3 protein-coding genes are annotated in these 5,259 nt (G+C 65.3%); 1 reads left to right on the forward strand and 2 read right to left on the reverse strand.

Annotated elements, in window-relative coordinates:
- Both KA184_23025 and topA read right to left on the reverse strand, forming a co-directional pair.
- Positions 1–1,458, reverse strand: a 1,458-nt coding sequence (locus KA184_23025) for a PhoPQ-activated pathogenicity (GenBank protein ID MBP8132463.1), incomplete at its 3' end; no start/stop codon positions are given.
- An 89-nt stretch (positions 1,459–1,547) separates the two neighbouring features.
- Positions 1,548–4,394 (reverse strand): type I DNA topoisomerase, encoded by a 2,847-nt coding sequence (gene topA, locus KA184_23030; protein MBP8132464.1) that lies wholly within the window; start codon positions 4,392–4,394, stop codon positions 1,548–1,550.
- A 277-nt stretch (positions 4,395–4,671) separates the two neighbouring features.
- On the opposite strand from topA, the gene KA184_23035 reads away from it, so the two are divergent.
- A partial coding sequence (locus tag KA184_23035) for a site-specific integrase (protein MBP8132465.1) occupies positions 4,672–5,259 on the forward strand: 588 nt, incomplete at its 3' end.

Here is a 5,259-nt window from a genome sequence, read left to right on the forward strand (position 1 = left end):
CTCGCCTTCACCCTCGCCCTCGCCCTCACCCTCGCCTTCGCCTTCGCCTTCGCCCTCGCCCTTGCCCTCGCCTTCACCCTCGCCTTCGCCGCCGTAGGGTAGCCATCGCGGAACTACGCGTACCTCTGTGGCAAAACGCAAGCCGCTGGAAAAGTTCACTTCGATGAAGAACGCGGTCCAGCCCGCAGGCGGCACGGCGACCTGCCCGAGATACTGGCCGCTGCCGGACGGCTGTTGCGTAAGCGTCGTGCTGGTCCACTGCGGACCCGCGCCGTCGAACCAGCGGAAGTCGCGGGCCGACGGATTGGTGGCCTGCCACAGTTTCACCGAACTGGGTGCGTCTATGGTCTGCACGCGGATGACGTCGTCGCCTTCAAAGGTCCACGAGAACTGCGGCAGGGGATCGTTGCGCGCAATGGCAAGGTAATACACGACCAGGCCGAGGATGGCGTTCATGTCGACGTCCATGCCGTGGCCGCTGTTGGGCTGGTAATAGAGGTGTTTCGTACCGGGCAGGTCGTCGAAGTAGAACTGGGCGGAATCCAGCACGAAGAATTCGTCGCCCGTGGCGTTGATGATGTACTTGGGCATGGTGTAGCGGTCGCGGTACACGTACGGGTCGACGATGCCGCGCAGGGCCGCGCCCTCGGGCGTGTCCATGCGGTCGAAGATGTGGTAATCCACGTAGTCGTGCACGGCGCTTGAGTATTCGCCGTAGCATTTCCAGTGGTGTTCCAGGGACGGCACCATATTCAGCACATCGATCACGATGGGCGCGCAGGCGGCAATCCGCGGATCCACGGCGGTTGTAAGCCAAGTGGTCCAGCCGCGTTTCGACGCGCCGCCGACTACGAACTTGTCGAGCGTGATGCTGTGGGTCGCGGCGATCTCGGCGACGGTGTCCATTGCGCGGACGGCGCTCTTGACCATGGGCAGCAACACCGGCCACGTGGCGTCGCCCGTGGTCAAGTATTTGTCGAAGCTCCAGGCAATCAGTTCGTCTTCGGACCGGGCGACGTTGTCTTCGAGACTGCGCAGCGGCTGGTTCGGCACCTGCTCCAGGAAGGCGAGGATGCTGCCCGTTGCCCCGACCACGTAGCCGAGATAAGGCTCGAGGTCCGTCGGCGAAGAACCATTACTGCCGCCGTTGATGACCAGCAGGGCCGTGTCCAGCAGCAGCGTGTCCGGCACGACGACGGTCAGCCAGTGCTGCCAGAGCGTGCGGTTGAGTTCGGCGGACGAACGCCACGTCTGCGACGTCAATTGCACGATATAGCGCGTGTAGCCGGTCGGCGCCGTACCCACGTGCGTGCTGCTGGTGATCGAGTAGGCGTAGGATGGGTCGGCCGCGGCCACGTAATCATCGAGCGGGGTGGCGGAACCTGCGGCGCAGAGCAGCAGCAAGCCGGGGCAGGCGAACAGACACAGATAGAGCAATCGCGCGCTGCGGGACTTCATGAGATGATTCCTCTCGGGGCAGTTCCACCCGCGGGCATTGTACCATTTCCCCGCAATTTTCCGGAAATCGGGCGGAATCCGGGCGCTACTCAGCCGCGTGTGTGTCGCCGGAACGGGCGTTTCTTCCGGGCGGGTGCGTTTGCGAGCAATTCGACGGCGGTGTCGAGCGTGACCGCCTCGGGGTCCATGCTTTTCGGGATCGTCGCGTTCTTCTTGCCGTCGGTGACGTAAGGTCCATAACGGCCATCGAGAAGGTCGACCGTTGCGCCGCTCTCGGGATGCGCGCCCAGCGAGCGAAGCACCCTTTTTGCTCCGCGGCTCGACCTCGGGGCAGCCAGCAACGCAATGGCATCCGCGAGCGTGAGCGAATCCAGCGCCGTGCCCTTCGGGACAGTGGCGTTGGTCTTGCCGTCGGTGACGTAAGGCCCGAAACGCCCTTCGTAGAGCGCCACCGTCGCGCCTGACTCGGGGTGCGCGCCCATCTCGCGCACGAGCCGCTTCGATGCGCTGCGTCGCGCTTTCGGCGCGGCGAGCAGGGCCAGCGCGCGTTCGAGCGTGACGGTGTGCACGTCGTCTTCCGGCGCCAGGCTGCGGAATTCCTTGCCGCACTTAACGTAGGGACCGAAGCGGCCGATCCCGGCGCTTACCGTTTCGCCGTTTTCGGGGTGCGCGCCGAGTTCGCGCGGTAACGCGAGGAATTTCAGGGCAAGGTCGAGACTGACGGATTCCGGCGCGGTTTCCTTCGGCAGGCTGGCGCGTTTCGGCTTCTCCTTGCCCCGCCCGCCCTCGCCGAGTTGTACGTACAGCCCATAGGGCCCCTGGCGCAGGTGTACTTCGAGACCCGTGGCCGGGTCCCGGCCCAGCACGTCGCTCACTTGCGTCTTGGTCTCTATCAACTCTCGCGCCCTCTCCGGGGTGAGGTCCTCGAAGAAGAGCGACTCGGGGATGGTCGCCGTGTTGCCGTTGCCGCCCTCGCCGCGCTGCACGTAGGGAGCGGTTTTCCCAAGCCGCACGCAAATCGGGTCGCCTGTCACGGGGTCGTTGCCAACGGGAATGGCCGGGAACTCGATGCGCGGCATCTCGTGTTCGATTTGCCGTTCGAGGCCATGGCCATAGCCGCCCTCGCCGCGATAGAAGCCCGCGAGGAACCCAATCCAGTCCAGGCGGCCCTCGGCTATTTCATCCAGCACGTCTTCCATGCGCGCGGTGAATTTCAGGTCGACATATTCCGCGAAATGGGACCGCAGCAGGTGCGTGACCGCAATGCCCAGGTACGTGGGCGCGAGCGTGCCGCCCTTAGGCAGTTTCATGACGTAGCCGCGCTGCTGGATCGTCGAGATAATCGGCGCGTAGGTCGAGGGGCGCCCGATCCCCTCCTTTTCAAGTTCACGGATGAGCAGCGCCTCGGTGAACCGCGCGGGCGGCTGCGTTTCATGTCGCGCAGGGGCGATTTCGTCGATCGTGACCGGCTGGCCGGGGCCCGCAAGGTCGCCTTCGCGGATTTCCGGCAGTTCCGCGTCGCGGCTGTCGCCGTTCGTCACGCGCAGGAACCCCGGGAACGTTACGACCGACCCCGCGGCGCGCAAGACCGCCGGGCCGCCGTCGCAGTCGGCCACGAAGTCCACGGTGGTCTTCAGGAGTTCCGCATCGCGCATCTGGGACGCCACGGTGCGGTTCCAGACCAGGCGATAGAGGCGCAACTGGTCGCCGTCAAGGTAATGCGCCACGTCTTCGGGCTTGCGGTCGATATGCGTGGGCCGGATCGCCTCATGCGCCTCCTGGGCCATCTTTGATTTGGTCGTGTAGCGGCGCGGTCCGTGATAATACTCCTCGCCGAACAGGTCGCGGATGACCCGCCCCGCCTCGTGCAGCGCCTTCTCCGCCAGGGTGACCGAGTCCGTGCGCATGTAGGTGATCAAGCCCTCGCGATCGCCGCCCCCGAGGTCGACGCCCTCGTACAACTGTTGCGCGATGGCCATGGTCCGGCTCGGAGCCATGCCCAGCGCCGCGCTGGCGGCCTGTTGCAGCGTCGAGGTAATGAACGGAGGCTGGGGGCGTTGCCGCGCTTCCTTCTGCTCGACCCGCGTCACCCGCCATGGCACGCGCTCGCCGAGTTGTTCCGACAGCCGCGCCGCGTCCGCTTCCCGCAGCCAGACCACGCGCTCCGTCTTGAGCCGGCCCGTCGCGGGGTCGAAGTCCTTCCCCTCCGCGACGCGCTGCCCGTTCCATTCGATGAGCACCGCCTTGAAGCTCTTGCCCCGCGCCGCGAGCGTCGCCTCGATGTCCCAGTAGGCCGCCCGCCTGAAGGCCCGGCGCGCTTCCTCGCGCTCGACCACGAGGCGGACCGCCACGCTCTGCACGCGCCCCGCGCTCAGCCGCGAACCTACCTTGCGCCAGAGCACGGGCGACAGCGAGAAACCGAAGAGCCGGTCGAGGATGCGCCGGCTCTCCTGCGCGCGAACCAGTTGCTGGTTGACCTCGCGCGGGTTCTCCACGGCTTCGTCGATGGCGGTCTTCGTAATCTCGTGGAACACGATGCGCTGGACCGGCATCTTCGGCTTCAGCGTCTCGACCAGGTGCCAGCTGATAGACTCGCCCTCGCGGTCTTCGTCCGTGGCAAGCACGAGCACCTCCGCATCGCCGAGCATGGCCTTGATTTCGCTCACTCGTTTCTTGCTGTCTTTCGAGACCACATAGTACGGCGTGAAATTGTGCTCAATATCCACCGCAAGGCGCGCCCACGGTTTCGACTTGATGGACTTCGGCACCTCGTCCGCCGAACCCGGCAGGTCGCGAATATGGCCGTAACTGGCCACGACCTTGTAGTCACGGCCGAGGAAACGGCTGATCGTTTTCGCCTTCGCGGGCGATTCGACAATAACCAGCTTCAAAACGTATTCCTTGTGCTGAGACCCGGTGCTCCTCCCGCCCGTCAACCCTAGAGAACAACCACAAACGGCACGGCAATGTCAAATGCGGCGCGCCGCCGCCGCGCCGCCGCCCGTCATAAACCTGTGCTGCGCCTGTATTCCTCAACAGTCACCAGCAAGGCGCGGATGCCCGCAAGGCTGCGGTGGGACAAGAATGAGTAGACAGTAGTGTTCTCTTTTTGCCATCCGGGAGTCAAGTTCGGCGTGGCCACAATATCTGGTAGGCCGGCTTGCGTGTTGTCCACTTGATTGTGGTTGCTGCTTGCGCGAGAATAAGGACGCCATGTCAGCCATCGAGATTCTACTGTTCGTCAATTACCTGAAGACGGAGCGCGGGTTCTCGAAGCATACGCTGCGCGCGTACATGAACGACCTGGACCAGTTCTGCGATTTCGTGGACCGCGGCGCGGCGGCGTTCGCGCATCCGTTCGGCGAGCCGCGCCCGAAGGCCTCTCTCGAGGCGCTGCACCGGGCCACGCGAAACGAGGTGCGCGCATTTCTGGCACACGTGCAGACCACGGGCGGCACGCCGCGCACGGCGGCGCGCAAGCTGGCGTCGCTGCGGGCGGCGTACAAGTTCCTGGTCCGGCGCGGCATGCTCGAGGACAATCCGGCGCAGGAAGTGAAATCGCCCAAGCTGAGCCGCGAACTTCCCGACGTGTTGTCGGTCCCCGAAGTGACGCAGTTGCTCGAAGCGCCGGACACGGCGGCGCCGCTGGGCGCGCGCGACCGCGCCTTGATGGAAACGCTTTACAGCAGCGGGATGCGCGCCGCGGAATGCGCGGGGCTCAAGGTCAGCGACCTGGACCTTGGCCGCGGCGTGGCGCGGGTGCTGGGCAAGCGGCGCAAGGAGCGAATCGCGCAACTGGGC

It is taken from the genome of Candidatus Hydrogenedentota bacterium, from assembly GCA_018005585.1.
GTDB lineage: Bacteria > Hydrogenedentota > Hydrogenedentia > Hydrogenedentales > JAGMZX01 > JAGMZX01.